Annotated in this window: 28 protein-coding genes; 20 read left to right on the forward strand and 8 right to left on the reverse strand. The window is 54.6% G+C overall.

The window, feature by feature from the left end; genetic code table 11:
* The first annotated feature begins 173 nt into the window (after window positions 1-173).
* From DW082_RS15320 to DW082_RS06125, 5 genes are all read left to right on the forward strand, one after another.
* On the forward strand, window positions 174-551 hold the full coding sequence (locus DW082_RS15320) for a hypothetical protein (protein WP_310648304.1): 378 nt from the start codon (window positions 174-176) through the stop codon (window positions 549-551).
* On the forward strand, window positions 482-1,213 hold the full coding sequence (locus tag DW082_RS06110) for an NAD(P)-dependent oxidoreductase (protein WP_310648305.1): 732 nt from the start codon (window positions 482-484) through the stop codon (window positions 1,211-1,213). The genes DW082_RS15320 and DW082_RS06110 overlap by 70 nt, the downstream gene beginning before the upstream one ends.
* Before the next feature lie 122 nt (window positions 1,214-1,335).
* Window positions 1,336-2,415 carry a quinone-dependent dihydroorotate dehydrogenase gene (locus tag DW082_RS06115; protein WP_118457837.1) on the forward strand — a complete coding sequence of 360 codons (1,080 nt, stop codon included), beginning with the start codon at window positions 1,336-1,338 and terminating at the stop codon, window positions 2,413-2,415.
* Between the two features lie 380 nt (window positions 2,416-2,795).
* Window positions 2,796-4,067 (forward strand): competence/damage-inducible protein A, encoded by a 1,272-nt coding sequence (locus DW082_RS06120; protein WP_118457873.1) that lies wholly within the window; start codon window positions 2,796-2,798, stop codon window positions 4,065-4,067.
* A 361-nt stretch (window positions 4,068-4,428) separates the two neighbouring features.
* Complete coding sequence (locus DW082_RS06125; RefSeq protein ID WP_101572511.1) at window positions 4,429-4,620, forward strand: hypothetical protein; 192 nt, start codon at window positions 4,429-4,431, stop codon at window positions 4,618-4,620.
* A 120-nt stretch (window positions 4,621-4,740) separates the two neighbouring features.
* On the opposite strand, the gene DW082_RS06130 is transcribed toward DW082_RS06125, so the two are convergent.
* Window positions 4,741-6,843 carry a beta-N-acetylhexosaminidase gene (locus tag DW082_RS06130; protein WP_118457839.1) on the reverse strand — a complete coding sequence of 701 codons (2,103 nt, stop codon included), beginning with the start codon at window positions 6,841-6,843 and terminating at the stop codon, window positions 4,741-4,743.
* Between the two features lie 232 nt (window positions 6,844-7,075).
* Between DW082_RS06130 and rpmB the strand changes: the two genes are divergently transcribed.
* The 4 genes from rpmB to ftsY all read left to right on the forward strand — a co-directional run bounded on the left by rpmB (window position 7,076) and on the right by ftsY (window position 8,754).
* Window positions 7,076-7,309 (forward strand): 50S ribosomal protein L28, encoded by a 234-nt coding sequence (gene rpmB, locus DW082_RS06135; protein WP_055204692.1) that lies wholly within the window; start codon window positions 7,076-7,078, stop codon window positions 7,307-7,309.
* Between the two features lie 19 nt (window positions 7,310-7,328).
* Window positions 7,329-7,511 carry a 50S ribosomal protein L33 gene (gene rpmG, locus DW082_RS06140; protein WP_019245673.1) on the forward strand — a complete coding sequence of 61 codons (183 nt, stop codon included), beginning with the start codon at window positions 7,329-7,331 and terminating at the stop codon, window positions 7,509-7,511.
* A 10-nt stretch (window positions 7,512-7,521) separates the two neighbouring features.
* Complete coding sequence (locus DW082_RS06145) at window positions 7,522-7,677, forward strand: DUF4295 domain-containing protein (RefSeq protein ID WP_081032587.1); 156 nt, start codon at window positions 7,522-7,524, stop codon at window positions 7,675-7,677.
* A 117-nt stretch (window positions 7,678-7,794) separates the two neighbouring features.
* The gene (ftsY, locus tag DW082_RS06150) at window positions 7,795-8,754 is read left to right on the forward strand and encodes a signal recognition particle-docking protein FtsY (protein WP_118457841.1); all 960 of its coding nucleotides are present in this window, start codon (window positions 7,795-7,797) and stop codon (window positions 8,752-8,754) included.
* 73 nt (window positions 8,755-8,827) lie between these two features.
* On the opposite strand, the gene DW082_RS06155 is transcribed toward ftsY, so the two are convergent.
* Window positions 8,828-9,235, reverse strand: coding sequence for a GIN domain-containing protein (locus DW082_RS06155; RefSeq protein WP_147386978.1), 408 nt, complete (start codon window positions 9,233-9,235; stop codon window positions 8,828-8,830).
* A gap of 212 nt (window positions 9,236-9,447) precedes the next feature.
* On the opposite strand from DW082_RS06155, the gene DW082_RS06160 reads away from it, so the two are divergent.
* Window positions 9,448-10,176: a DUF4919 domain-containing protein gene (locus DW082_RS06160; protein ID WP_147386979.1), complete on the forward strand. Its 729-nt coding sequence runs from the start codon at window positions 9,448-9,450 to the stop codon at window positions 10,174-10,176.
* Between the two features lie 78 nt (window positions 10,177-10,254).
* Here the strand turns inward: DW082_RS06160 and DW082_RS06165 are convergent, their stop codons facing one another.
* Complete coding sequence (locus DW082_RS06165) at window positions 10,255-10,764, reverse strand: ferritin (RefSeq protein WP_118457847.1); 510 nt, start codon at window positions 10,762-10,764, stop codon at window positions 10,255-10,257.
* Between the two features lie 97 nt (window positions 10,765-10,861).
* On the opposite strand from DW082_RS06165, the gene rimO reads away from it, so the two are divergent.
* The 4 genes from rimO (at window position 10,862) to rny (ending at window position 14,689) form a co-directional block, all read left to right on the forward strand.
* On the forward strand, window positions 10,862-12,154 hold the full coding sequence (rimO, locus tag DW082_RS06170) for a 30S ribosomal protein S12 methylthiotransferase RimO (protein ID WP_055204681.1): 1,293 nt from the start codon (window positions 10,862-10,864) through the stop codon (window positions 12,152-12,154).
* A gap of 51 nt (window positions 12,155-12,205) precedes the next feature.
* The gene (locus DW082_RS06175; protein WP_259335534.1) at window positions 12,206-12,523 is read left to right on the forward strand and encodes a hypothetical protein; all 318 of its coding nucleotides are present in this window, start codon (window positions 12,206-12,208) and stop codon (window positions 12,521-12,523) included.
* 16 nt (window positions 12,524-12,539) lie between these two features.
* Window positions 12,540-12,827: a cell division protein ZapA gene (locus tag DW082_RS06180; protein ID WP_081032585.1), complete on the forward strand. Its 288-nt coding sequence runs from the start codon at window positions 12,540-12,542 to the stop codon at window positions 12,825-12,827.
* A 320-nt stretch (window positions 12,828-13,147) separates the two neighbouring features.
* Window positions 13,148-14,689: a ribonuclease Y gene (gene rny, locus DW082_RS06185; RefSeq protein WP_101572498.1), complete on the forward strand. Its 1,542-nt coding sequence runs from the start codon at window positions 13,148-13,150 to the stop codon at window positions 14,687-14,689.
* 175 nt (window positions 14,690-14,864) lie between these two features.
* Here rny and DW082_RS06190 read toward each other — a convergent pair whose 3' ends face one another.
* The 5 genes from DW082_RS06190 to rplU form a co-directional block, all read right to left on the reverse strand.
* Window positions 14,865-16,046 (reverse strand): 6-bladed beta-propeller, encoded by a 1,182-nt coding sequence (locus tag DW082_RS06190; RefSeq protein WP_118457849.1) that lies wholly within the window; start codon window positions 16,044-16,046, stop codon window positions 14,865-14,867.
* Between the two features lie 49 nt (window positions 16,047-16,095).
* On the reverse strand, window positions 16,096-16,359 hold the full coding sequence (locus DW082_RS06195; RefSeq protein ID WP_118457851.1) for a hypothetical protein: 264 nt from the start codon (window positions 16,357-16,359) through the stop codon (window positions 16,096-16,098).
* A 44-nt stretch (window positions 16,360-16,403) separates the two neighbouring features.
* Window positions 16,404-16,577: a hypothetical protein gene (locus DW082_RS15450; protein WP_373419258.1), complete on the reverse strand. Its 174-nt coding sequence runs from the start codon at window positions 16,575-16,577 to the stop codon at window positions 16,404-16,406.
* A 632-nt stretch (window positions 16,578-17,209) separates the two neighbouring features.
* Window positions 17,210-17,467, reverse strand: a complete 258-nt coding sequence (rpmA, locus tag DW082_RS06200) for a 50S ribosomal protein L27 (protein WP_055204673.1) — start codon at window positions 17,465-17,467, stop codon at window positions 17,210-17,212.
* A gap of 22 nt (window positions 17,468-17,489) precedes the next feature.
* On the reverse strand, window positions 17,490-17,801 hold the full coding sequence (gene rplU, locus DW082_RS06205; protein WP_055204671.1) for a 50S ribosomal protein L21: 312 nt from the start codon (window positions 17,799-17,801) through the stop codon (window positions 17,490-17,492).
* 386 nt (window positions 17,802-18,187) lie between these two features.
* Between rplU and DW082_RS06215 the strand changes: the two genes are divergently transcribed.
* The 6 genes from DW082_RS06215 to bglX all read left to right on the forward strand — a co-directional run bounded on the left by DW082_RS06215 (window position 18,188) and on the right by bglX (window position 23,844).
* Window positions 18,188-18,493 carry a DUF4286 family protein gene (locus tag DW082_RS06215; RefSeq protein ID WP_118457855.1) on the forward strand — a complete coding sequence of 102 codons (306 nt, stop codon included), beginning with the start codon at window positions 18,188-18,190 and terminating at the stop codon, window positions 18,491-18,493.
* A complete protein-coding gene (locus tag DW082_RS15005) occupies window positions 18,457-19,140 on the forward strand; it encodes a hypothetical protein (protein WP_259335535.1) in 684 nt (227 codons plus the stop codon). Before DW082_RS06215 ends, DW082_RS15005 begins: the two co-directional genes overlap by 37 nt.
* Window positions 19,038-20,063, forward strand: coding sequence for a TIM-barrel domain-containing protein (locus DW082_RS06220; protein WP_409049071.1), 1,026 nt, complete (start codon window positions 19,038-19,040; stop codon window positions 20,061-20,063). Before DW082_RS15005 ends, DW082_RS06220 begins: the two co-directional genes overlap by 103 nt.
* 45 nt (window positions 20,064-20,108) lie before the next feature.
* The gene (cysQ, locus tag DW082_RS06225) at window positions 20,109-20,948 is read left to right on the forward strand and encodes a 3'(2'),5'-bisphosphate nucleotidase CysQ (RefSeq protein ID WP_055204665.1); all 840 of its coding nucleotides are present in this window, start codon (window positions 20,109-20,111) and stop codon (window positions 20,946-20,948) included.
* An 83-nt stretch (window positions 20,949-21,031) separates the two neighbouring features.
* Window positions 21,032-21,505, forward strand: a complete 474-nt coding sequence (locus DW082_RS06230) for a methylglyoxal synthase (RefSeq protein ID WP_055204663.1) — start codon at window positions 21,032-21,034, stop codon at window positions 21,503-21,505.
* Window positions 21,506-21,606: 101 nt separating this feature from the next.
* Complete coding sequence (gene bglX / locus DW082_RS06235; protein ID WP_101572492.1) at window positions 21,607-23,844, forward strand: beta-glucosidase BglX; 2,238 nt, start codon at window positions 21,607-21,609, stop codon at window positions 23,842-23,844.
* Window position 23,845 lies beyond the last annotated feature (1 nt).

The following is a 23,845-nucleotide window of genomic DNA, read 5'->3' on the forward strand; positions in this document are numbered from 1 at the left end:
GGTAACCCCCGTCGCAGTAGCTGCGGCGGGGGTTTTTTCACGATTCGTCCGCCCGATGCCGGATTCCGTCGCTACCGGAGCCGGAACAAGCCGTAAAAACAAGCCTTTGCGAAAATCCGGACGGCGATTCCAAAGTTATTGTTACATTTGCCCCGGAAACAATAAGCTGGAAGATGAACGCAAAACCTTACGTGCTGGCCGACTGCGACATTCCCTTTCTCAAAGGCGTGCTGGAACCCTACGCCCGCGTGCAATATCTCAAAGGCAGCGAGATTTCGCACTGCGACGCGGCCCGGGCCGACGCTCTGGTCGTGCGGACGCGCACGCACTGCGACGAACGGTTGCTCGGCGGCACGCCGGTCGGATTGATCGCCACGGCCACAATCGGCCACGACCACATCGATTCGGAATACTGCTCCCGGCACGGCATCGCGATCGCGACCGCCAGGGATGCAACGCGCGCGGGGTGCTGCAATACGTCATGGCGGCCCTCGCGGCCCTCGCAGTCCGGGACGAATGGTCGCCCGCAGACAGAACCCTGGGCGTCGTAGGCGTAGGAAACGTTGGGTCGCTGATCGCCGAATACGGCGAGCTGTTCGGCTTCCGAGTGCTGCGCTGCGACCCGCCGAAGGCCGAACGGAACCCGCAGGACGACTACCTGCCGCTCGGCGAACTGTTGCCGCAGGCCGACATCGTCACCTGTCACGTTCCGCTGAATCGCACGGGAAACTATCCGACGCTGCGAATGGCTTCGGCCTCCTTTTTCGAAGCGATCAAACCGGGGGCGATCTTCATCAACACGTCCCGGGGAAAGATCGTCGACGACGAGGCGCTGATCGGCGCGCTGCAAAGCGGACGGCTGTCGCACGCGGTCGTCGACACCTGGAACAACGAGCCGGATATCCACCCGACGTTGCTAAGCCTGGCCACGTTCGCCACGCCGCACATCGCCGGCTACTCGATCCAGGGAAAAGCCGCCGGAACGGCGGCGGCCGTACGAGCCGTCAGCGAATTTTTCGGATTCCCCCTGAACGGCTGGTATCCTCCGCAGGTAACCCCGAGCCGGGCCGACCCGAACATCACATGGGAACGGATGCGGGAAACCATGCCGCGCTATTTCCGGATCGAAGCCGAGACGCAACGCCTGCGCAGTGCGCCTTCCGCATTCGAAAACATCCGCAACAACTACGACTACCGCACCGAGTTCTTCTAAACGATCCGATTCATAATGAAAATGTTGCGGGCGACGTACTTTTGCCCGGAATTGCTTCCGGAATGCCCGTTATTTTAAAAATTATTCCTACTTTTGCAGAAATTCTGGCCGCCTGATTAATTATGTATAAGAAAGTCATCCGTCCGATCCTGTTCCTGATTCCCCCGGAAATCATCCATCGGATCATCGTCACCGCACTGCGCGTGATTCATTACATTCCCGGTTCACGTATGCTGCTGAGAGCTTTCTGCGCCGTCAGACATCCGTCGTTGGAACGGGAAGTGTTCGGCATCCGGTTCCAAAATCCGGTCGGGATCGCCGCCGGCTTCGACAAGGACGCCGAAGTGTACAAAGAGCTGCTCTCGCTCGGATTCGGATTCACCGAGATCGGAACGGTCACCCCGAAAGCGCAGCCGGGCAATCCGCGCCCGCGCCTGTTCCGGTTGCCCGAAGACAACGCGCTGATCAACCGGATGGGCTTCAACAACCAAGGGATGGAAAACGCCGTCCGCAACCTGCGCCACCGCCGTCCGCACCAGATCATCGGCGGCAACCTCGGCAAAAACACGCAGACGCGCAACGAAGACGCTCCGGCGGACTACCTGCGTCTGTTTCGCAACCTGTACCAATACGTCGACTATTTCATCATCAACGTCAGCTGCCCGAACGTCGCGAACCTGACCAGCCTGCAGGACAAGAACAACCTGAACCTGATCCTGCGCGGTTTGATCGACTTCAGGCGCGGACAGAACCAGTACCGGCCGATCCTGCTGAAAATATCGCCCGACCTGACCGACGCGCAGATCGACGACATGATCGACGTGCTGGTCGAAACGGGACTCGACGGCATTGTCGCGACAAACACGACAACCCGCCGCGACGGACTCGAAACCGATCCGGCCACGGTCGCAGCCATCGGCAACGGCGGACTCAGCGGAGGTCCGCTGACCCGACGGTCGCTGGAAGTGGTGCGCTACATTCACAAAAAAACCGAAGGTCGCTTCCCGATCATCGGCGTGGGCGGCATCATGACCGAGGACGACGCCGTAGCGATGCTGAACGCCGGCGCCAGCCTGATCCAGATCTATACCGGCTTTATCTACAACGGTCCGCAATTCGTCAAACGTATCTGCAAGCGACTGAAGCAGGAAGCCGAGAGCAAGACGAAAACGGAAACCCGATCGGAATCCGGACAACGCTAATCCCTACCGTATGCGAAACGTTCCGCTCGAAAAGGCGGAACGTTTGATTTACGACGAACGTTCCGGAAACCGGTTTCGAAAAAATGCCGGGCGAAAACGGCCGCCGGAAACCCGACGGCGGGCGAAATCCGGGCGGAGCGGAGCCGGGAACGCCGCCCGACGCTCCTTTACCGCAGCCGGCGACTCCGGAAATTTATCGAAAAAATCAGCCGATCCGCAGTCTCGGCCGCAACGGTCCGAACGAATTTACCGATAAAGCCGTATCTTTGCCGGACGTTTCGCCGGCGGCGGGAACGTTCCGAACAACGTCCGCCGGAATCGGCCGAACGACTTTAAACCGTATAATCATAAAAAATCCCAGATTCGGGATCAGAGAAACGATGCAAGCAGAAATCATTACCATCGGCGACGAAATTCTGATCGGACAGATCGTCGACACCAACTCGGCATGGATCGGCGAAAAGCTGAACGCGGCCGGAATCAAAATCCACCGGATCACTTCGGTATCCGACCGAGCCGAACCTATCTCCGAAGCCGTCACGCAAGCGTTGTCGCACTCCGATATCGTCATCTGCACCGGCGGTCTCGGCCCGACCAAGGACGACATCACCAAACATACGCTGGCCCGGTTGTTCGGCATGAAACTGGTACGCAACGAGGCCGTCTACGAGCAGGTGCGCGCGATGACTGCCGTACGGCACATCGACTTCAACGAACTGAATCAGGGCCAGGCCCTCGTGCCGGACGGATGCACCGTCCTGCCGAACCGTTGCGGAACGGCTCCGGGCATGTGGTTCGAGCGGGACGGCAAAGTGCTCGTATCGCTGCCGGGCGTCCCGTTCGAAATGAAAACGCTGATCGGCGAGCAAGTGCTGCCGCGGCTGTACGAACATTTCCGATTCGACGCGATCGTACACAAAACGGCGATCACCTACGGACTGGCCGAATCGATCCTCGCCGAAACGATCGCCGACTGGGAAAACGCGCTGCCCGCCTACCTGCACCTGGCCTACCTGCCCAGCGCAATGAACATCCGCCTGCGGCTGTCGGCCTACGACGTGGACGGACAGCAGGCCGCGGCGGAAATCGACCGGCAATTCGCATTGCTGGACCAAGCGATCCCGTACCGGATCATCGGTTACGGCGACGCTACGCTCGAAAGCGCCGTCGGCGAGTTGCTGCGCGTCCGCGGCGAAACGGTCGCCGCAGCCGAATCGTGTACGGGCGGCAACATCGCCCACCGCTTTACGGCGCTGCCCGGAGCGTCGGATTACTTCCGGGGAGGCGTCGTAGCCTATTCGAACGACGTCAAGACGGCCCTGCTCGGCGTGAACGCGGACGACCTGAACCGCTGCGGAGCGGTCAGCCGACCGGTGGCCGAACAGATGGCGACCGGAGTGCGCAAGGCGACCGGAGCGACTTACGGGATCGCGACGACCGGCATCGCCGGCCCGACCGGAGGAACGCCGGACAAACCGGTCGGCACCGTCTGGATGGCCGTCTCAGGCCCCGATGAGACGTATTCGATCCGGATGGTTTTCGGATCGCTGAGGAGCCAGAACATCGAACGCGCGTCGTCGAACGCGATCAATCTGCTCAGGCTGCGCCTGTGCGGCGCTCCGGGAAACGGACTGTGGACGATCCGGTACTGAAGCCGCCCGTAACCGCTTGTGTATTCGGATTATTTCATTGCTGTTGTAGTACTCACGCGTTGAAAGACGTCGTGATATTGTTTCGGCCTGAAAATCGGGAACTTTCAAAGGAACGGGGCGATAGGCACGGGCTCACGCCGGGAGTATGCCGTATGTGAAACGGCCGTTTTCCTGCGTGAAATCTTTTGTATCCGGGATCGATCTCGACACGGGACGTATCCGTACATTCGTGCATACTTAAAGCGTGAACTGTATGCGCTTATTCGTTCCGGATACCCAGGATCTCAAACCGGATCGGTCATGCAGCCTCACGTCTTCCTATGCACTTCACCGGGAGGCGGGTGAAATAAAATCCGGAACAATGAGCCAACCGATCTTTCCGAAACACGGCCCCTGCGCGACGCCGATCGCCCAGGACAATCAATTCCTGCACGAACAGACATTCGCCCTGCAACAGGAAACCGCCCGGCTCGACCGGGAGATCCGAAAAATCATGCAACGCAACGAAGAACTCGAAAAGAGGCGCAAAACAAATGCCGTTGCAATAAAATAGCCTGCGAAACAGCGAAACACATTTAGAATTCCCTTTGCGGAACGCGTATGCAAAGCGTAGCCGGATATGAAAACGGCGCGGACGAAATATCCGCGCCGTTCGAAATTTCCCGCCGGCGTTTTATTGCTGCGGCCTGTCGAAACGGAAACCGACCTGCTCGCGCGGAAGGTGACTCCCGTCGCGCCCCTGCTGTTGCAGGTCGAGCTGGATACGGTCGTACTGCTGCTCCCATTCCAACAGCATACGGTCGTAGCGGATCGCCGCCACGTCCCAGTGAATCGGACGGTTTTCGCCGCGCCACAGATCGCGGTGAAAGAGTTTCAGTTCCTTGGTCATGTCCCTCAGCGATCCGAGGCGGCTGGCGTACGGCATAATCAGGTCGTACAACGCCGTATTGACCGCATATCCCTTGTCGTCGTCGCGGACCAGCGCATCGTACAGGTCGGACATCTCGCCGGCCAACAGCGCCTTGTGAAACACGAAATCCATCCGCCGGGCGGCGAACAACAGCGCATCGACCGTCGAACCGTGCAGCGCGACCCGGTCGCGCGCGCGGCTGAACTGCGTATAAGCATCCTCGCACCACAAGCGCATCTCGCGGCACGCCCCCGTATTTTGCAGGTGATTCTGCAACGCCACGCCGGCTTCGGTGAACGGCGAAGTGTAAGCCATCTCGAAGTTGACCGCCCCGACGCGGCCGTGCACGTCGGCCAACTTGCAAATTCCGTCGGCGAACGGATGCCCGTCCGAATTGCGATAGAACGCCCAATCAAACGCATCGCGGTAGCGGTCGAGATCCGACTCGCCGTGCTGCCAGGCGCAGGCGGCGGCGTAAACCACGCCGTACCAACCCATATCGAACAAGTCTTCGCCCATATCGTCCCACGAAGTGTTCAGCATCCCCATCGAGCCGTATTTCTGCCCGTCGCGGACGAAATTACGGATATTCTTCATGTGAGACAGGTAATCCGGGAAAACGCGCCCGCCGTAGAAAGCCGACGGCGCGACGAACGTGGCGAAGTGTTTGTCGGCATACGGCTTCAAGAACGTCTCGTAGCTATCCCGGGGCAGGTAGTCCCACGCGACAGCGATCACGTTCGACGGCAGCAGATCGAGTTTCTCGGGATGTTCGACGGCGATCTCTCCCCAAAACAACAACTTTTTATCCTTCAGCGCGGGCAGTGCGGCCACCTTTTTCAGATGTCCCAGGTAAACGTCGGCGTGCGACGACCCGGCCACCGACTCTTTGCTTTTGCCGCGTCCGAGTTCGAACGTCTCGTCGCAACCGATATGGATGAACTCGGACGTGAACATCGGCACGATCTCGCCCAGGTAGTCGCCGATAAAATCGTACGCCCCCGGTTCGGTCGGACTCAGTATCTGGCTGCCGCGCTTTTCGCCGAGGTCGGCGTAACGCTCCTGCCGCAACACATAGTGCAGGTGCCCGAAGGTCTGTTGCTGCGGGATGATCTCGACATGGTAACGTGCGGCGTAATCGATCAGTTCGGCGATCTCCTCCGGGGTGATCGTGCCGCCGTACGGGTTGATCGCCGGATGCGACTTCGACTGGTATAGGTTTTCGGCGTAGATGCTGTATCCGTTGATTTTATATTCTGACAAAATGCGCACCTGCTTTTTGGCGTATTCCAGCGTCGGAATCGGCCCGCGGCTCCAGTCGTCCTGCTGCCAGCGATAACGCATCGCCGGAGCGTCGCGCACGGCGACCGCCCGCACCCGGTATCCGTCGCCGGACGGATAGACCAGTTGGCGTAGCGTCTGCACGCCATAGAACAGGCCGGCGGCCGTATTGGCCGAAACGATCACGCCCTGCCCGTCGGCCAGCAGCACGTACCCTTCCGGATTAAAATCCGGAGCGAGTTCCAACCCCGCCTGTTTCAAGCGTTCGTCGGCCTGACGGTTCAGCCCCGGACGCGTCAGCGTCACGGCACCCTTAACGCCCGACCGCGACTTTCTTACGACCGTGCGGATATTTTCCAGTTCGTCGGTCAACGTCGCGGCGGCAAAAAAATCTTCCTCGTCGCCGGAACACACCCGGACGGTAAGCCGCTCCCCGGGATCGAAATCGCGCTCCCCGACCCGCACCTCGGCCGGATAAGGTATCAACGGCAGTTTTCCGCCTTCGAACGGGTTGTGTTGCTGCGCGATCGCCCGGCCCGTGCCCAATGCCAACAGCGCCAACAACGGCAAAATGATTCGTTTCATGCGTATTTTTTATTTGAATTCGTCACACGAAAATACGCATTTCGGACGACATTCCGTTCCGTCCCGAAAAAATTATTGACCGCCGCCGTCCGAAACGGCGCATCTCCGCATTTCCCGTTATCTTTACGGCTTCGTACGAAACGCCCTGTTTTTTTACCGCCGTATTTTTTTATTCGGAGAATATTTCGTATTTTTGGCGATCCTTTTGGAGTAATGTAAAAAAACGAATTCTATGAAAATTTGTGAAATCACGGGTAAAACGGCTCAGGTTGGCAACAACGTGTCGCACTCGAACAAAAAAACCAAGAGGCGTTTTAATCCGAATTTGAAAACGAAACGCTTCTGGAACGAAGAAGAAGGCCGGTGGATCACCCTTAAAGTGACTGCCGCAGGCATGAAAACCATCAACAAGAAAGGTTTGTCCGCAGCCCTGAAAAGCGCCGCTGCGCCCAAATCGGTCTATTAATTATTAATCGAAGCAGAAAATGGCAAAAAAAGGTAACAGGGTTCAGGTTATCCTTGAGTGCACGGAACAGAAAGAGAGCGGGCTTCCGGGAATGTCAAGGTATATCACGACCAAAAACAAGAAAAACACGCCCGACAGGATGGAGCGTAAAAAGTATAACCCGATCCTGAAACGAGTAACCATCCACCGCGAAATTAAATAAGGTTTGAATCATGGCAAAGAAAGTAGTTGCGACGCTGAAGACCGGAGCCGGTAAAGCGCACACGAAATGTATTAAGATGGTGAAATCCGAAAAGACCGGAGCCTACTCCTTCAAAACCGAAGTAGTGCTGAACGATCAGATCAAAGATTTCTTCGCAAAAAAATAAGCGATTTTCCGTCTTATTACAAAAAGCTTCTTAACTGTAAGGAGCTTTTTGTATTTTTGTAGGGCGCATCCCCCGAGTCTCCCGGGGCCCATGCATATCATCAAATAGCGTACGATTATGGGACTGTTCAATATTTTTTCAAAAAAGGAGCATAAAGAAGACCTCGACAAAGGGCTCGAAAAGACGAAAGAAGGGGTTTTCTCGAAACTGGCGCGGGCCGTGGCCGGCAAGTCGAAAGTCGACGAAGAGGTGCTGGACAACCTCGAAGAGGTGCTGATCACGTCGGATGTCGGCGTCGACACCACCGTACGGATCATCGAACGGATCGAAAAACGGGTCGCCGAAGACAAATACATGAACACCGCGGAACTGAACCGCATCTTGCGCACCGAAATCACGGCCCTGCTCGAAGAGAACAAAAGCGCCGGCGAGGAGAACTTCTCCTACGAGAAACGCAACGGTATGCCGTACGTGGTCATGGTGGTCGGCGTCAACGGGGCCGGCAAAACGACCACGATCGGCAAGTTGGCTTCGAAGCTGAAAAACGACGGTAAAAAAAGTCTATATCGCGCCGCCGACACGTTCCGCGCCGCCGCGATCGACCAACTGGCCGTCTGGGCCGAACGCGCCGGGGGCACGATGATCCGCCAGGACATGGGTTCCGACCCGGCCTCGGTGGCTTTCGACACGCTGCGTAGCGCCGTAGCGAACGATGCCGACGTCGTACTGATCGACACGGCGGGACGGCTGCACAACAAAATCGGCCTGATGAACGAGTTGACCAAGATCCGCAACGTTATGACCAAAGTGATTCCCGACGCGCCGCACGAAGTGATGCTGGTGCTCGACGGATCGACGGGCCAGAACGCCTTCGAACAGGCGAAACAATTCACGCAAGCCACGCGCGTCACCGCCCTCGCGATCACCAAACTGGACGGCACGGCCAAAGGCGGCGTAGTGATCGGCATCAGCGACCAGTTCAAAATCCCGGTGCGCTACATCGGCGTCGGCGAAGGGATCGACCAACTGCAGGTATTCGACCGCAGGGAATTCGTCGACAGCCTGTTCGGGGAATAAAAACCGCCCGGCGAAACCCCAGCGGTTTCGTTCGGGCGGGAAATCCGCGCCGCACCGGCGCAGGAAGCCGATTTTAAGGATTTAATTTTCCGAAAGACCCCCGGTCGATCTGGAGCGTGCCGATCCGCGGATCGCCTTTATACCGCACGGTCGCCGCGCCGGATAGGCTGGAAACGCTCAGGTTCTGAACGGCCCATACTCGCAACCCCGCCGCGCCGGAACCTCCCAGCGTAACGTCGTTTGCCTTCAGTCCGGCCGCTTCCAGATGCGCGCCGCCCGACCCGGAAGCCTTCAGAGCCCCGGTTTCGCCGAAAGCCGTAATGCGCGCGCCGCCCGACATTCCGATTACGATCTGCTCGCATTTTACGGCCATATCGATATTGGCCCCGCCGCTGGCGTCGATCTTCAGGCTACCGGCTGTCAAATCGCACACCGTCGCGAAGATAGACAGCACGATCAAAAACGAAATGGCAATCGGCATCAGTAACCGGTTCAGGATTCCGATACGCCAATCGGAGATGTCAACAAAATCGACTGCTTGCAGGCATTCGGCCACAAGAGTACCTGTTCAGGAAACAACCAACGAATTGCATTCCTATCACCGTATCACCCCATACGGCCAACTTAAATCTATTTTTGCATATTCAGACTAATTTCTTTAATTTTGAATACCTCACTAAAACTACCTCTCTTATGAAAAAACTTTCCATACTCAGCCTCACCGTCTTATTGTTGACCAATAGCTATCGAGCTCAAGCCCGTTCCCAGGAAACTAAAACAATAACAACGGAAACCATTATGAAAAAATTCCTCACGACCGTCCCTGGCGACAGTGTGGCAACCGATTCACCGAATACCTACAACCAGTTGCTTGCACGTTTTGAGCAGGCCGATACGACCCTGACCCCGTGGGAATGCGCCGAAATCTATTACGGATTCGCCCGGCAATCCAATTACAAAGGTCTCGTAGGAAACGGAGAAAGCGAAGCACACAAACTATTACAACTCGGAAAATACCAAGAAGCATTCGATCAGGCCAAATCGATTCTGCACGAATGTCCTACTTCCCTGGGAGCCCATGAAATACTGCTTGCTGTTAGCGACGTATGTAAACTTCCCCCGGAGGAGACGGAGCCTTATCGGAAACGTTTCAGAATGCTACTGCAAGGTATCTGGACTTCCGGCGACGGACGAACAAAGGAAACGGCTTTTAAAATACTCGGAATACCGGATGAATATGTTATTCTGCGCGTATTGAACGTCACAAAAACAATCCGGGGGGAGTCACTGGACAGGGAAGGGTATCTCGAAACGAAGATCAAAGCGGAAGGTATTCCTGATGGCAAACTTTATTTCGACATAAAAATCCCGTTGGAAGACAGACGGCAAAAATTGATGAAAGGCCGAAACAAAACGGAATGAAACCTAAAACAACATCCGCCTCAAACAAAAATATGCCGTCACAAAGACGGCATATTTTACATACTTGAAACGCCGGAATTATTTCCCCGGCGCAGGCGTGCTAGTTCGCGCCCCGAGTTCCTTGTCCAGCATAAAGGTTCCCACCTTGTCGTCGCCGACCAGCTTCAGCGCATCGATAATGCCCTGCACGTTCTCCTCTTCCTCGATTTGCTCGTCGATGAACCAAACCAACCGGTTCGCCGAAGCGAAATCCTTTTCGGCGGCAGCCAGCTCGCACAGCGCATTGATCCGGGCGGTCACGCTTTTTTCGTGTTTCAGCGTATCTTCGAAAGCGGCCAGCGGAGAATCCCAGGCGGAAGGCACTTCGGCAATCGGCGCCAGAGCGACCTTTCCGCCGCGTGCGAGGACATGATCCATCAGCATCCGGGCATGATCCTGTTCCTCGCGGAACTGGATCGAAAACCAGTTGGCCATTCCCTTGAGTCCTTTCCGAGCGAAATCGCAGGACATCGACAAATACAAGTATGCGGACCAGAATTCCGCATTAATCTGGGCGTTGATCGCCTCTTCCATTTTTTTACTCAGCATAATCTATCGTTTTAAATGTCCGTAAACATTCGGTCAATTTCATGTCGACATGCAAATATAGTGCGGATTTTCCTATTTTTGCAAGCAAATACGCACTATGAAACGTAAAATCAACGTCATAACGCTCGGTTGTTCGAAAAACCTCGTCGATTCGGAACACCTGATGGCACAATTGCAACGCAACGGTTTCGAAATCGTCCACGACTCGAACGAAACGGACGCCAGGATCGTCGTAATCAACACCTGCGGATTCATCGGCGACGCCAAAGAGGAGTCCGTCAACACGATCCTCGCATTCGCCGACGCGAAGACCAAAGGCTGTATCGACCACCTGTTCGTCATGGGCTGCCTGGCCGAACGCTACCGGGAAGAACTGCGGGAAGAGATCCCCGAAGTGGACGAATACTTCGGCGTCAACGACCTGCGCGACATCGTGAAAACCGTCGGCGGACGCTACCGCGACGAACTGACCGGGGAGCGGCACCTGACCACGCCGGGCCATTACGCCTACCTGAAAATCTCGGAAGGATGCAACTGGGGATGCGGTTATTGCGCGATCCCGCTGATCCGCGGACGTCACGTCTCGGTGCCGATGGAAGAGCTGCTTCGCGAAGCGGAGATGCTGGCCGCGCGGGGCGTCCGGGAACTGATCGTCATCGCGCAGGATACGACCTACTACGGCCTCGACCTGTACGGCGAGCGGCGGCTCGGCGAGTTGCTCCGCAGGCTGTGCCGCATCGACGGGCTCGAATGGGTACGCCTACACTACGCCTACCCGGCGCAGTTCCCGACGGACGTGATCGACGCGCTGCGCGACGAACCGAAAATGTGCAAATACCTCGACATCCCGTTTCAGCACATCAGCGACCCGCAACTGAAAAGTATGCGCCGCGGGCTGAACAAGGCGCAGACCTACGAACTGATCGGCGAACTGCGCCGCCGGATTCCCGGCATCGCGCTGCGGACGACGCTGCTGACCGGCTATCCGGGCGAAAGCGAAGCGGATTTCGACGAACTGCTGGAATTTGTCGAACGGGTGCGATTCGAACGGCTCGGAGTCTTCCCGTACTCGGAAGAAGAGGGCACCTATTCGGCCATGCGGCTGCGCGACGACGTACCGGACGAGGTGAAACAACGGCGGGCCGACGCGATTATGGAACTGCAAAACCGCATTTCGGCCGAAAACAACCGCCGGCGGATCGGCACGCGAGAGCGGATCATCATCGACCGGCGCGAGGGAGAGTTCCTCGTCGGACGTTCGCAATACGACTCGCCGGAAGTCGATACCGAAATCCTGATCGAAACCGACGAGAATCCGTCGCCGGGAACCTTCCTGGACGTAAAAATAACGGAAGCAGGAGATTACGACCTTTACGGAAAATTCGTATAGGGAAGCGCGGAAAATAGATTTTGCATTTTGACAAAAAATAACTACTTTTGAGTGGACGAATCAATTTTGTCTGCAGAAATGGATGACAACAAGGCGATTATCGATTCACTGAAGAAAAAGGTTTCTCGGATCATCGAGGACAACCGGCGACTTCGCAGCGAAGTGCGTGAATTGACCGCCGAACGAGACACGGTCATCCTCGAAAAAAGAGCGGCCGAAACGGAAATACGGCAGCTCGGCAGACGAATCGAAACGCTCGAAACGGCGGCCGGTCTGATGGGAAACCGCGGCGACAGCCGGATAGCAAGGCTCAGAGTCAACAAACTATTGCGGGAAATTGACAAATGCCTTGCATTGATGAACAAGTAGCGAAGACGTTATATTGATGGCAGGAACGCGCAGGATATCGGTGAAGTTGGCGGGTAAAGAATACCCGATGACGATCCGGCAGGCCGAGGAGGAAAAGTACCGGCGTGCGGCACAGGATATCAATGCCCTGATCTCGGTTTACAAAACCCGGTTCGCCGCCGAACCGGAAGATTATCTGGCCATGGCCGCTTTGCAGGTGGCCGTCGACAAGGTCGGGCTGGAGATGAACCGGGAGATGACGGAAGAGGCACAGCGTTTGCAGAAAATCGAACGAGAGATCGACGACTACCTGAACAATATTTGAAACGCAAACGACGTCTTAATAACAGACAACAGGTTCTTGGACATATAAGTTAAGGAATAAAAACCCGCATGGATTCCTTTTAAGCTTTGCGAAACTCAACACTATTTACATTGGGGTCAAGCTCAGTATTTCAAAAACAGGCCTTAACCTTCCCCCCGGAAGGTTCTTCATCCGAAGACGTTGGACGTTTGCGATAAACGGCAGCCCCATACATGACGAGATTGGAGATTCGTCAAACAAGGAAAGAGGAATTTGTGCGGGTCTTTTTTATACCCAAACGTACATTTTGTTTAACATATAAATACATTTAACTAACACCTATGAGCATTGTAATTATAGCAATAATTGCCGTCATCTGTTCCGCCGCAGGCTGCTATGCAGGCTATTCGATCACATCGAAAATCGTCCGGAACAAGAAGGCCGCGATTCTGAAAGAGGCCGAATCGGCCGGCGAGATGATCAAAAAGGAGAAGATTCTCCAGGCCAAGGAAAAATTCATCCAGCTCAAAAGCGAACACGACCGGGCCGTCAACGAGCGCAACCAAAAGCTCTCCCAGAGCGAACAGCGCGCCAAACAACTGGAAAACAACCTGACCCAGCAGCAGGACGAGCTGAACAAGAAAATCCGCGAACAGGATTCCGTACGCGAGCGTCTGCAGGCTCAGATCGAGAGCGTCGAACGCAAGAAGGAAGACCTCGACCGCAAAATCAAGGAACAAAACACCCGTCTCGAACAGATCAGCGGCCTCAGTAGCGACGAAGCCAAGAACATCCTGATCGAAAACATGAAAGAGGAGGCCAAGACCGAAGCGATGACCTATGTCAACGAAGTGATGGAAGAGGCCAAGATGAGCGCCAACAAGGAAGCGAAAAAGATCGTCGTACAGACGATCCAGCGCGTCGCTACCGAAGCGGCCATCGAAAACTCGGTCACGGTGTTCAACATCGAGAGCGACGAAGTGAAAGGCCGGATCATCGGCCGCGAAGGACGGAACATCCGGGCCCTGGAAGCCGCTACCGGCATCGAGATCATCGTCGACGACACGCCGGAAGCGATCATCCTGTCGGGCTTCGATCCGGTACGCCGTGAAATCGCGCGTCTGGCGCTGCACCAACTGGTAACGGACGGCCGCATCCATCCGGCACGCATCGAAGAAGTCGTTGCCAAAGTACAGAAACAGATCGAAGAAGAGATCGTCGAAGCCGGCAAGCGCACCACGATCGACCTGGGCATCCACGGGCTCCATCCCGAACTGATCCGCCTGATCGGTAAGATGAAATACCGTTCGTCTTACGGACAAAACCTGCTGCAACACTCGCGCGAAGTGGCCAATCTGTGCGGCATCATGGCCTCGGAACTGGGACTGAACGCCAAGATGGCCCGTCGCGCCGGCCTGCTGCACGATATCGGCAAGGTGCCCGACGACGAACCGGAATTGCCGCACGCAATCATCGGCATGAAACTGGCTGAGAAATTCAAGGAAAAACCGGAAGTGATCAACGCCATCGGGGCGCACCACGACGAAATGGAAATGAACAACCTGATCTCGCCGATCGTACAGGTCTGCGACGCGATCTCCGGAGCCCGTCCGGGAGCCCGCCGCGAAGTGGTCGAATCGTACATCAAGCGGCTGAAGGAGATGGAAGACATGGCCCTCGCCTACCCCGGCGTCATGAAGACCTACGCGATCCAGGCCGGCCGCGAACTGAGGGTGATCGTCGGCAGCGAGAAGATCACCGACCAGGAGGCCGACAGCTTGTCGCACGACATCGCCAAGAAGATCCAGGACGAAATGACCTATCCGGGCCAGGTGAAGATCACCGTGATCCGCGAAACCCGCTCGGTCAGCTACGCGAAATAAGGACAACCGGAACCGGAGGAATCCGGATTCATAAAAAGACGACGCCCGGAACTGCAGTTCCGGGCGTCGTCTTTTTATGAATAACACATAAGAGACTGCCAAACAGCATCTTATTTTTAAATCGCCGCATTAAAATACGGACATAAACCATTGAAGCACATCAATCCGGCACGTCTCAGTAAATCCACTTATAGAATAATAAAACAGGATTACTGTTCTCCGAGACTTTTAAAGATAATTCATCCAGCAAAGCGGAATCGCAACCTTTTCTCCGACCTATCTTTTTATCAGCCTCGATATTCACCGGACTGAAATATGAAATCAGATAACCGGAATTGTCGAAATCCAGATACGGTACGGGCCTCAATAAAACGCCATTCTTATCCCTGGCGCTGTTACCGGTGTACAATATCTCTCCTTGTTCGTTGGCAATCAGCACATACGGTCGGAAATCATAAGTATATTCGGCTAAATAACCGTTCGGAAATTTATAGAACGCTACCGGAACTTCTGGTTTTTCACCGCCTAAACCTTTCTGGTAGTTCGAAATCGGGTAATTCTCATCATCCGCCCTCGGTCGTTCGACACCCAAATCAAACACAAGACAGGGCGTTATCCGACCGGAGGTATCGGATACCTGGTAAATAGTATCGTTATGCTGAGCGCTCATATAAATTTGCTCTCCATACCGGTAAAAAAACGACTTCCCTTTATCGTATTGCGTCGACAATCCGAACATTTGCTTATTGAACGGAACAGCAGATATCCGTGTTTTGCCGAAACTGTCGATACATCTGTAATTAAAATAGTCTTCCTTTTGCAAAAAGGTGCTCGAACCATTTCCCATATTAAAAGCGATCAGGCCATCACCCAAAAGTTTGAACGCCTTTGCATGTGGGATCATTTCCTTAACAGAAACGGCTTTATCGTCCATGTCATACGTCAATAACTTTCCCGCATTCTTGTCATACACATGACATACCCAGTCCTTTTCCCTACCGATCTCCATGTCCGTCATTTGCAAATATTCGTTAGGACCGCGCCCCTGGCGATCCCAACAATGCACCAGCCTACCAGTCGAATCGAAAACGTAAGCTTTATTCTCACTCGCAACACCTATATGTCCGTCCAGAAGTTGCAACTTCTTTATTTTTCCAATCAGGACTTCTTGTTGCGGATCCAAAATGACATAATGCGAAAATTCCAATATACTGTCTATCAGTTTACCGTCATCATTCCGACCGACGTCAACAGTTATCGTCAACAAATCGGTAGGGTAATCCGGTCGGGATGCCGAACTTACGCAACTGGAAAACACAACGGAAAATGCGATTGCAACAAACGAGGTTCGTTTCATAAACGGAGACTCTTTAAAAAGTTACCATCATATTTATCTAAAATTATTTTCATTTCATATGATCACAAGAGCAAGCCAGATCGCCCTCCCCAGAACAACTCCTCGAATGGACTTTCACAACCAAACTGTCACTATTAACCACGTCTTCATATACGCAACTAACCTCGGCATATCCAGATGACGTTTCATCCCGGGCTAAAGCTTCTACATTTTCAGTCATCACATCAGATACTGCTGTTTGATGTAATTTCTTACTAATTCCAGAGAAAACCACCAAAGAAAAAGCACCAATAAAGAAAGTCGATTTTTTCATCTTTAATATTCTTTTAACAAAACGTTAATTTATAAACACTGTATTTATTTTTCATGACTACAAGTACAAGCCTTATCTCCTTCTCCCTCACACATTATCGCATGCGACTGGACAACATCTCCATTTGAATCAGTAACTTCTTCATAATAACAAGAAACCTCTGCAAACCCAGACGAAGTTTCGTCTCGAGCAAGAGCCTCCACATTTTCAGAGATCAAATCAGAAACCGCCGTTTGATATGAATTGACTTCCCAGGAAGTCCCAAAACGAGAGCCCCTCCAATTAAAAAAATTGTTTTTTCATCCTTCGTGTTTTTTAATGAATAAAAAATATTTATTTATCAAACTATAAATATAAACCTTAGCTTTATTTCTTTTGCGTATTGTCAAATATGACTAGACAATACCCCATTCAAGTCTATAACCTAAAGAAACATCAGCAAATCCTAATATAATTTCACTCCGAGAGTAACTCGCATATTTCCAAATTTACATGCAAAGGGGATCGCTCAACGTGATTTTTTTTGATTTCTGAAAGGATGCAAAATATACCAACATAATACAACTTTCTTCATACTATATAGATTTAAATAAAATAAATTTCACATTAAAACACTCCATATATTTGAGCAATATATACTTTTTTTTTGCGTTATTCCAAATACAAAACAGCATAAAATGAAATAATTATACGGCACAAAGCACATAATCGTCATTTTAAATCATTTTTCTGTATCATCTCTTAAACTTACAAACAAAGAATTTATCGCTTCTTTCATGAGATTTCCCGTATAAAGAATTGCCCGGAAGCGTCTGCTTCCGGGCAATTCCTATATCCGATCTCGGATTCCCTACGACAGCGGAGTCACCGAAACGTAAGATCTGTCTTTTTCTTTCTTGCGGAAAGAAACCACTCCGTCAACGAGGGCATAAAGCGTATGGTCTTTGCCAATGCCTACGTTTTCACCCGGATTGTGTACGGTGCCGCGCTGGCGAACCAGAATATTGCCCGCTTTGGCAACCTGTCCTCCGAAAAGTTTTACGCCCAAGCGTTTGCTTTCGGATTCCCGACCGTTCTTGGAGCTACCGACTCCTTTCTTGTGTGCCATCTCTGTTCTGAGGTTTTAAACGTTAAGCTTTAATTTCATCGATCTGAATCTGGGTCAGGTATTGACGGTGACCGTTCTTTACCCGATAGCCCTTCCTTCTCCGCTTCTTGAAGACGATCACTTTGTCGTCTTTCAGGTGCTTGAGAATCGTTGCATTCACTGCGGCCCCTTCTACTACAGGTGTGCCGACGTTAACCTGACCGTCATTGTCTGTTAGCAGGACTTTGTCGAAGCTCATCGAGGAACCTTCATCCCCCTGAAGACGGTGAACATAGAGCTTCCGACCTTTCTCAACTTTAAACTGTTGACCTGCGATTTCTACGATTGCGTACATTTAGTCACAAATTAGATTTGCATAAATCGGAGAGCAAAGATAGCGATGTTTTTCGAATAAAACAAAATCCCCGCGCTTTTTCACCGACGACGGGCGGAATTTCGCCGGACGGAAAGCGCGGAACGTTCCGTTTCCGGCGCGCATCTATTGGTAAAAAACACGGAATCATTGTTTTTGAAGGGATAAAAAAGTCTTTTCGGGATACAAAAACCGCATTTTATTTCGTTAACGCAAATGAACGGACATTCTCCACTACCGGAATAAGTTACGGAACGTTCCTTTTGCGGCTGTCCGGACGGCTCCGCGGAGAAAGCCCCTGAAAAATTTGAGTAAATCGGAATAAAAACGTACCTTAGACAAAATTTTAAAGACAGATTACCGGACTTATGTATATCGTCAACACCTCTTTCATGGTCGATCCGGCGATCCACGACCGCTGGCTGGAATCTTTGCGCAAACACTACCTCCCGCTGCTCGCGGCACAGGGATTCGATAAAATCACTTTTACCCGCGTATTGCCGGCGACCGCCGAGGAGCATTTCACCTATTCGCTGCAGGTGGACGTCGGCGACATGCCCCGGTACAAGCGACTGGTCGGGGAACTGTTCGAGGAGTATGCCGCAACGGCCCGGGATTTGTTCGGGGACAAACTGATGTGGTTCAATTCCCTGCTGAAAAAAGTGAAATATTAACAAAACGGATATGTACAAAAAAAATAGCAGGACTGGTACTGGCGGCCGCGTTGCTTTGCGAATCGCTGGCCGCGCAGTACAGTACGAAAATCGACGTATTGAAGGGAGAACAGTGGTGGGGTGTATTCGTCGGGGGCGAACAGGCGATGCCGCTCAGCGAGCCTTTTCCGCAAACGGACCTTTCCACCTGGGTGAAAAGCAACGTCGCTCCGCTGCTGATTTCGAGCCGGGGACGCTACATCTGGAGCAAATCGCCCTTTAAGATCGAATATACCGGAACCGAATTCCGGATCGAATCGCCGATCGAAGAGGTCGAAGCCGTCACCGGGGGTAAAACCCTGCGGGAAGCCTACCTGGTCTGCTGCCATAAGAATTTTCCTCCGGCAGAAAACGCGCCGACTCCGGCGGCGGAGTTCTTCACGGCCCCGGTGTACGACATGAGCGCGGAAATTCCGTTCTCGGCTACGGCCGACGACATCCGGCAGTATGCACAGAACATTCTCGCCGCAGGCTATCCGGCCGGAACGCTGGTCGTTCCCGGCGGGTGGCAATCGACGATCGGCAGTTTCACGCCGAACCTCGAAATGTACGGCGATTTTGCAGCCTCATCCGCGAATTGCACGACAAAGGATTCCGGCTCATGCTGACCGTCACGCCATTCGTCAGCGGAGACGGGCCTATTTACCGCGCTTTCCGCAACAGCGGAGCATTCGTCAAACTGTCCGACGGACGCACGGCAATGGCCGAATGGATCGGCGGATACAGCGCTTTTTACGACATCACGCGGGAGACCGTGTACGAAATGCTTCGCCGGCAATTGGGCGTGCTGCACGACAGCCTCGGGGTCGACGGCTTCCTGTTCGACTGCGACGGAGCGCTGCCTTACGCGCGCTTCGCAAATGCCGGGGCCGCCGAATTTCTGAAAAAATGGAGCGAACTGGGCAACGATTTCCACTCCAGCCAATATACGATCAGCCGGGGCGACGGCTTCGCGCCCTATATCCACGATTTACAAACGAAACGTCCGCTGGAATGGGGGCTCTTACAGGAGATGGTATCCAATATCCTTACGGCCAACCTGCTGGGATACCCGTACAGCACGGTGAGCGCCGATCCGGCCCTGACGTCGGACTCCGTCGCACGGGACCCGAAAGTGCTGCTGCGTTACGTGCAGCTCTCGTCGGTATTGCCGGTCGCCGCGCTCGACATCGCCCCGTGGCGGATCACCGATCCGGCGGTCGCCGCGCAGTGCAAGGCGGCGTTTACCGCCCGCGAGAGAATCGGCGAATATTACCGACAGTTGATTCAGGAGAGCGCCCGCACGGCCGAACCCATCGTACGCCACATGGAATACGAATTTCCGCGTAACGGATTCACCGACTGCAACGACCAGTTCATGATCGGGTCGAAATACCTCGTGGCCCCGCTGCTCGGCGAGTCCGACAGCCGGACGGTACGATTCCCGCGCGGAGTGTGGATCAGCCGCAAAGGGGAACGCTTCAAAGGGCCGCTGGTAACCACCGTAACCGTCGCCGACGGAGAAATTCCGATCTTCGAATCCTCCAAATAATATGCGAACCTAATCTGAAACCGAACGCCATAAAACCGAACAGCCATGCTGAACAAAGAACAAACCGACTTCCTGCTGGTAAATGCCTATAATGCCGCGATCCGCGCCGGGGCGCGCATCATCGACATCTATACCGGGGACGCCGATTTCGCCGTGGATATCAAAAGCGACCACACCCCGATCACGATAGCCGACCGGGATGCGCACGAACTGATCAAGAAATACCTGAGCCAGACCCGCGTCCCGCTATTGAGCGAAGAGGGGCGCGACCTGCTGTACGAAGAGCGGCGCAACTGGGATCTGTTTTGGATGGTCGACCCGCTGGACGGCACCAAGGAATTTCTGAAAGGCAACGGAGAATTCACCGTCAACATCGCGCTGATGCACAACAACGAACCGTACATCGGGGTGATCTACGTTCCGTATATCCATAAAATTTACTTCGCGCTGAAAGGAGCCGGATGCTACCTGAAAACCGACGTAGAGCCCGACCACGAAGCGTTGTTCGACCTGCCGCAAATCTGGAGCGATACGACCCGGCTGCCGCTGTGCGACAAAGCCAACGAACCGATCCGCATCGCCGTAAGCCGTTCGCACAATACCGACGAAACGTTCGAACACATCGCCCGGATCAAAGCGGTTCATCCGGCGGCCGAGATCGTCGAGCAGGGCAGTTCGTTCAAATTCTGCCTGCTGGCCGAAGGTACCGTCGAAATTTACGTCCGCACGTCGAACACCTACGAATGGGATACGGCCGCCGGAGAGATCATTCTCAGCGAAGCGGGCGGGGTCGTCGAACCGTTCGACGGGGGCGCGGGATTGCAATACAACAAGATCTCGCTGCACAATCCGCATTTCGTATGCCGCAGCAAATATTTCAGGTAATCTTCCGGAATTTTAGACCGGGAACGTTCCGTTTCGGCCGAACTTTTAGTACCTTTGCGCCGTAATGTATTATTATAATGGTTATGGAAAACAGAAAGAGCGTGGCCCTGGTCGCTCATGACAACATGAAGCGCGACCTGGCCGAATGGGTGGACTGGAACTGGGAGGTTTTGCTGAAACATCATCTGATCTGCACCGGAACGACCGGGAAAATGGTCGAACGGACGTTGCGCGACCGGCGCGGCAAAGAGTTCGATGAGGAAGCGGTCGATATCGTATTGCTGAAATCGGGTCCGCTGGGCGGCGACCAGCAGTTGGGCGCGATGATTGCCGAAGGCAAGGTCGAAGCGGTGATCTTCTTCTGGGATCCGATGCAGGCCCAGCCCCACGACGTGGACGTAAAAGCGCTGCTGCGTCTGGCGACGCTGTACAACGTGCCCACGGCGATCAACCGTTCGACGGCCGATTTCCTGATCTCGTCGCCGCTGTTCGGCAGCAACTACTGCCCGGTGGTGAAAGATTACAAAAGTTATATCGAACGGACGCTGAATCAATAGTTCGGCGTTTCGACCACATACTGCGAACGACGACATTCCTGCTGCAGGTTGTCGTCGTTCGCCGATCATGACAAACCTAAACCAACACGCATAACCCGACCATGAAAAAATTGTTACTGTCGCTTACCTTGCTGTGCGCTTCGCTGGCATACGGACAACGCGACCCGAAAATGGACGCATTCATCGACGACCTGATGAGCAAAATGACCCTCGACGAAAAACTGGGGCAGTTGAACCTCGCTTCCGGGGGCGTTCCGGGCGTCGTAGGCGCCGCCGTAGGCCAGGACGAAGCGATCCGCAAAGGATATCTCAGCGCAACCGGCGGCATGGACCCCGCCGCGACGCAAAAAGCGCAGGAGATCGCCGTCAAGGAGTCGCGGCTCGGCATTCCGCTGCTGATCGGTCTCGACGTGATCCACGGCTATAAAACCGTATTTCCGATCCCGCTGGCCATCTCGTGCAGTTGGAATCCGGAACTGATCCGAAAAAGCGCTCGGATCGCTGCCGAAGAGGCTTCGGCTTTCGGCATCAACTGGTTCTACTCGCCGATGGTCGATATCGCCCGCGACGCCCGTTGGGGCCGAATCGCCGAAGGTTCCGGCGAAGATCCGTGGTGGGGGTCGGAAATAGCCAAGGCGATGGTAAAAGGATACCAGGGCGACGACCTGTCGGCGCCGAACACCGTGATGGCCTGCGTCAAGCACTACGCGCTGTACGGCGCATCGGAAGCCGGACGGGATTATAACACGGTGGACATGAGCCGCGTAGCAATGTACAATTATTACCTGCCGCCGTACAAGGCGGCAGCCGAAGCCGGCGCAGGCAGCTTCATGTCGTCGTTCAACGTCGTAGACGGAATTCCGGCGACCGGCAACCGCTGGCTGCTGACCGACGTATTGCGCGACCAATGGAAATTCGACGGGTTCGTGGTTTCGGACGCCGGATCGGTCGGCGAAATGACCGCCCACGGCATGGGAGACCTACAGCAGGTCGCGGCGCTGGCGCTGAAAGCCGGGCTCGACATGGACATGGGCGCGAACGCTTTTATCTGGACGCTGAAAAAATCGCTTGACGAAGGGAAGGTAACCCGGCAGGAGATCGACCAGGCGTGCCGCCGCATCCTCGAAGCCAAATACAAACTGGGACTGTTCGACAACCCGTACCAGTACACCGATCCCGAACGCCAGAAAAAGGCCCTGTCGCCCGAATATTTGCAAACGGCGCGCGAACTGGCCGGAGAGTCGATCGTGCTGCTGAAAAACGACCGGCAAATCCTGCCGCTGCAAAAAACCGGCAAGATCGCCGTGATCGGCCCGATGGGCAACACGCGCGGCGAACTGTTCGGCACCTGGGTCATGCTGCGCGAAGAAGCCCCGGCACGCAGCATTTTCGAAGCCGTCAAAGAGGTCGTCGGCGACCGGGCCGAAGTGGTCTATGCACAGGGATCGAACCTGACCGAGGAACCGATGCTGCTGGCTCAGACCGGGAAAAACACGACGCCGACCGAAACGTTGATCGAACAGGCGCTCGAAACGGCCAAAGACGCCGACGTGATCGTCGCCACGGTCGGCGAACCGAGCGGCTGGTCGGGCGAAGCGCGCTCGCGCTCGGACATCGGACTTCCGGAATGCCAGAAAGCGTTGCTCAAAGCGCTGCACGATACAGGTAAACCGGTCGTCGTGGCGATCATGAGCGGACGCCCGCTGACCCTGTCGTGGGAGAACGAACGGTTCGACGCGATTCTCGAAGCCTGGCACGGCGGAACGATGGCCGGCTACGCGCTGGCCGACGTACTGTTCGGCGACCGCGTACCGTCAGGCAAACTGACCGCGACCTTCCCGCAGAGCGTAGGCCAACTCCCGCTGTACTACAACTCGCTGAATACCGGACGGCCGTACCGCGCCGACTTCTGGGCGACGACCAAATACCTCGACATTACGAACGATCCGGTCTATCCGTTCGGATACGGGCTGAGCTACACGACGTTCGATTACAGCGACATCCAGCTCGACCGGGCGGTCGCTTCGGGCGGCAGCGGGACGATAAACGCCACGGTCAAAGTAACCAACACCGGCACCCGCACGGGCGACGAAATCGTCCAGCTCTACATCGGCGATCCGGTGGCCAGCATCTCGCGACCGGTCAGGGAACTGAAAAACTTCCGCCGGATCACGCTGAAACCCGGCGAAACGCAGGGCGTAACGTTCCGCATCACAACTGCCGACTTGAAATTCTACAACAGCGAACTGGAGCACGTCTGGGAACCCGGAGAGTTCAACGTCTGCATCGGTCCGAACTCCCGCGACGTCAAGACGGCCAAAATAAACTGGACAAAATAAC

The organism is Alistipes sp. AF48-12 (assembly GCF_003477565.1).
Taxonomy (GTDB): Bacteria; Bacteroidota; Bacteroidia; order Bacteroidales; family Rikenellaceae; genus Alistipes_A; species Alistipes_A hominis.

Excerpts from the sequence above, each read along its gene's own strand:
- DW082_RS15320 (WP_310648304.1), top strand. The coding sequence starts at position 174 with ATGAACGCAAAACCTTACGTGCTGGCCGACTGCGACATTCCCTTTCTC.
- DW082_RS06110 (WP_310648305.1), top strand. The coding sequence starts at position 482 with ATGGCGGCCCTCGCGGCCCTCGCAGTCCGGGACGAATGGTCGCCCGCA.
- DW082_RS06115 (WP_118457837.1), top strand. The coding sequence starts at position 1,336 with ATGTATAAGAAAGTCATCCGTCCGATCCTGTTCCTGATTCCCCCGGAA.
- DW082_RS06120 (WP_118457873.1), top strand. The coding sequence starts at position 2,796 with ATGCAAGCAGAAATCATTACCATCGGCGACGAAATTCTGATCGGACAG.
- DW082_RS06125 (WP_101572511.1), top strand. The coding sequence starts at position 4,429 with ATGAGCCAACCGATCTTTCCGAAACACGGCCCCTGCGCGACGCCGATC.
- DW082_RS06130 (WP_118457839.1), bottom strand. The coding sequence starts at position 6,843 with ATGAAACGAATCATTTTGCCGTTGTTGGCGCTGTTGGCATTGGGCACG.
- rpmB (WP_055204692.1), top strand. The coding sequence starts at position 7,076 with ATGAAAATTTGTGAAATCACGGGTAAAACGGCTCAGGTTGGCAACAAC.
- rpmG (WP_019245673.1), top strand. The coding sequence starts at position 7,329 with ATGGCAAAAAAAGGTAACAGGGTTCAGGTTATCCTTGAGTGCACGGAA.
- DW082_RS06145 (WP_081032587.1), top strand. The coding sequence starts at position 7,522 with ATGGCAAAGAAAGTAGTTGCGACGCTGAAGACCGGAGCCGGTAAAGCG.
- ftsY (WP_118457841.1), top strand. The coding sequence starts at position 7,795 with ATGGGACTGTTCAATATTTTTTCAAAAAAGGAGCATAAAGAAGACCTC.
- DW082_RS06155 (WP_147386978.1), bottom strand. The coding sequence starts at position 9,235 with ATGCCGATTGCCATTTCGTTTTTGATCGTGCTGTCTATCTTCGCGACG.
- DW082_RS06160 (WP_147386979.1), top strand. The coding sequence starts at position 9,448 with ATGAAAAAACTTTCCATACTCAGCCTCACCGTCTTATTGTTGACCAAT.
- DW082_RS06165 (WP_118457847.1), bottom strand. The coding sequence starts at position 10,764 with ATGCTGAGTAAAAAAATGGAAGAGGCGATCAACGCCCAGATTAATGCG.
- rimO (WP_055204681.1), top strand. The coding sequence starts at position 10,862 with ATGAAACGTAAAATCAACGTCATAACGCTCGGTTGTTCGAAAAACCTC.
- DW082_RS06180 (WP_081032585.1), top strand. The coding sequence starts at position 12,540 with ATGGCAGGAACGCGCAGGATATCGGTGAAGTTGGCGGGTAAAGAATAC.
- rny (WP_101572498.1), top strand. The coding sequence starts at position 13,148 with ATGAGCATTGTAATTATAGCAATAATTGCCGTCATCTGTTCCGCCGCA.
- DW082_RS06190 (WP_118457849.1), bottom strand. The coding sequence starts at position 16,046 with ATGAAACGAACCTCGTTTGTTGCAATCGCATTTTCCGTTGTGTTTTCC.
- DW082_RS06195 (WP_118457851.1), bottom strand. The coding sequence starts at position 16,359 with ATGAAAAAATCGACTTTCTTTATTGGTGCTTTTTCTTTGGTGGTTTTC.
- rpmA (WP_055204673.1), bottom strand. The coding sequence starts at position 17,467 with ATGGCACACAAGAAAGGAGTCGGTAGCTCCAAGAACGGTCGGGAATCC.
- rplU (WP_055204671.1), bottom strand. The coding sequence starts at position 17,801 with ATGTACGCAATCGTAGAAATCGCAGGTCAACAGTTTAAAGTTGAGAAA.
- DW082_RS06215 (WP_118457855.1), top strand. The coding sequence starts at position 18,188 with ATGTATATCGTCAACACCTCTTTCATGGTCGATCCGGCGATCCACGAC.
- cysQ (WP_055204665.1), top strand. The coding sequence starts at position 20,109 with ATGCTGAACAAAGAACAAACCGACTTCCTGCTGGTAAATGCCTATAAT.
- DW082_RS06230 (WP_055204663.1), top strand. The coding sequence starts at position 21,032 with ATGGAAAACAGAAAGAGCGTGGCCCTGGTCGCTCATGACAACATGAAG.
- bglX (WP_101572492.1), top strand. The coding sequence starts at position 21,607 with ATGAAAAAATTGTTACTGTCGCTTACCTTGCTGTGCGCTTCGCTGGCA.